Here is a 257-nt window from a genome sequence, read left to right as displayed (position 1 = left end):
AGTCCAGTAACTCATCCCGCCGCACCAGCAGTCGGTTTCCAATGTGGAACGCCGGAAAAGTCGCGTCGTGAAATATGCGGTAGGTGGTCGAGCGTGAGATGCCGAAGTAAGTTTGCACTTCCTTGGGACTTACAACATTGGGTAAATTTTGAAATTCCGTGTTCATGGGTTTCTCCTATGTAGATAAAATTAAAAGTTCTTCACTATATAGCCGCTGAGAACGGCGAAAATTACGAGGTTTTTTAAACTGTTTAGAA

1 protein-coding gene is annotated in these 257 nt (G+C 44.0%); it reads right to left on the bottom strand.

Annotated elements, in window-relative coordinates; genetic code table 11:
• Positions 1–166 (bottom strand): helix-turn-helix domain-containing protein (locus tag NE623_RS14975; protein ID WP_370866771.1); only part of this gene is annotated, 166 nt, incomplete at its 3' end.
• Positions 167–257 lie beyond the last annotated feature (91 nt).

The organism is Gemmiger formicilis (assembly GCF_024462815.1).
Taxonomy (GTDB): domain Bacteria; phylum Bacillota; class Clostridia; order Oscillospirales; family Ruminococcaceae; genus Gemmiger.
The sequence above is the reverse complement of the archived record's forward strand: the minus strand, read 5'-3'. Positions and strand labels throughout refer to the sequence as shown.